Source organism: Pontibacterium sp. (assembly GCF_041587635.1).
GTDB lineage: Bacteria > Pseudomonadota > Gammaproteobacteria > Pseudomonadales > Balneatricaceae > Pontibacterium.
Map to the genome: position 1 here is coordinate 1 of NZ_JBFGYC010000642.1, position 2,095 is coordinate 2,095.

The following is a 2,095-nucleotide window of genomic DNA, read 5'->3' on the forward strand; positions in this document are numbered from 1 at the left end:
CGCCTCGATCCGACGGAACGACATCAGGGGATGATCTTTGCTTTGGTGGCGGAGTGTCTGGTGAAACTCGTCAGCTTTATGGCTGTAGGGTTCTTCGTCACGTACATGATGTTTGATGGCTTTGAGGACATCAGCCAACGTATCACCGCTGCTGGGCTGGACCACGTCACCAGTTTTAGCGCCAGTGACAACGCGGGCTCCATGTGGGTAACCCTCATTGTGCTGAGTTTCGTTGCCGTACAGTTATTACCGCGCCAGTTTCACGTCGCGGTTGTCGAAAACACCGATCAAAAACATATTCGTACAGCGATGTGGCTGTTTCCGCTCTATATAATACTGATCAACCTGTTTGTTGTACCCATTGCAGCAGCGGGCTTGTTGTCGGGAATCGATAGTAATCTCGCAGACTATTACGTGCTGCTCCTCCCCAAACTGGCCGACAATCATTTGTTATCTCTAGTCGCCTTTATCGGCGGATTCTCGGCCGCCACCGGGATGATCATTATTACCACAATGACGTTAGCCACAATGGCCTCAAACCACCTGGTCCTGCCTGCGATCGAACGCACCGGCTCATGTACGTTCCTACGCGGATACCTGCTACAAGTCCGTTGGGTACTGGTTGCGATGATCCTTCTGGGGAGCTACTGGTTCACGCTGGAATTTGCTAACTCGTATATTCTGGTCTCCATTGGCCTGATCTCTTTTGTCGCAATCCTCCAGTTTGCCCCTGCCACATTCGGCGGGCTCTTCTGGAAAAAAGCCAACAGCGCAGGTGCATTTTTAGGATTGCTTGCAGGCTTCTCAGTCTGGATCTATACGTTAGTGCTCCCCACCATGATCAAACATGGCTGGTTTGATATGGCGCTGCTTGAACACGGCCCCTCAGGGGTTGCCATGCTACGACCTGAAGCCTTATTTGGCTTAGATGGTTTCCACCCCGTGACCCACGCAGTGCTCTGGTCCATGCTGGCGAACATCGGTGCCTATGTCCTGTTCTCACTACTGTATCAGCCACATAAAACCGAGCGTAACTTCACCACTGAATTCATGTGCGCCATGCTCGCTAAGTCCTCCAGCCGAAAAGCACGTCCAACCGGTTTAGAAGCCTACATCGTGTTGAACGCGAAACTGGAAGAAGCACAAACACTGCTATCCAACTACCTGCCAGAGGACAAAGCCAATGAGCAGGTACACAACATAGCCGACGACCTTCAGGTACTCGATAAATCCCACATCACGATTATTGAACTGGTTGAATTCCATCGCATGCTGGAACATGTGCTCGCAGGTTCAATTGGTTCCGCAGGCGCCCACAGCGCAATGGAAAGCCGTATTCGGTACTCAGACAAAGAGGCTGCCGATCTACAGGCCGTCTTCAGCCATATCGTCAGCGAACTTCAGAGCCCCGGCCTGGCCCCTGAGGTCGTAACGAACAAAGACATTGATACCGGAAGCTTTGGTCTGATTGAGGATCTGCAAGCGCAGATTGATAAGCTACAGATTCGATTACAACAAAAAGACAGCGAGATCACCTCACTGGAACAAAAACTGGATGAGCGCTACGAGGATATTTTTAAGTATCGAATGGAAATCCAGAAAGCCACCCAGGAAAATGATGCTCTGCGGCGTGAGCTAAACGAGAAACTGGGGCAGATATAGACATCATTTCGGTGTGCGTCGGACAAGCCAGAACGCCAGACACCAAGTAATAAGAGTAAATGTCAGAATTCCCCCGGCATCGGCCACAAGATCAAGCAGGTCAAACGTACGACTGGGTATAAAGTACTGACTGATCTCCTCACCCAAAGAGAACAGCGCCACGCTGAAAGTCCCCCAATAGACAGGGATAAATAGCAAACGAACAGTGCTAAATTTCAGGCTGACATTGAGTAATAATATCAGCACGCCAGCACTATAAAATGCCCCAACTTATCGCCATTGGGCAAGCTACGTACCCTATCAAAAACCAACGAGTCCCTTCCCATATTGGCCTGATGGAGCACCCAGATAATACATCCGATAAATACCACAGTGATCCTCCCTTTTTAGCCGGGTTAAATCCATCACCGTTATTTTTCAGGAGGATTACCCC

2 protein-coding genes are annotated in these 2,095 nt (G+C 50.1%); one reads left to right on the top strand and one right to left on the bottom strand.

All coding sequences use genetic code 11. The features are described 5' to 3' along the window. A partial coding sequence (locus ABYW01_RS20185) for a hypothetical protein (RefSeq protein WP_372836246.1) occupies positions 1 to 1,662 on the top strand: 1,662 nt, incomplete at its 5' end. A gap of 3 nt (positions 1,663 to 1,665) precedes the next feature. Here ABYW01_RS20185 and ABYW01_RS20190 read toward each other — a convergent pair. Beyond that, positions 1,666 to 1,908 carry a VanZ family protein gene (locus ABYW01_RS20190; protein WP_372836248.1) on the bottom strand — a complete coding sequence of 81 codons (243 nt, stop codon included), beginning with the start codon at positions 1,906 to 1,908 and terminating at the stop codon, positions 1,666 to 1,668. Between the last annotated feature and the right edge of the window lie 187 nt (positions 1,909 to 2,095).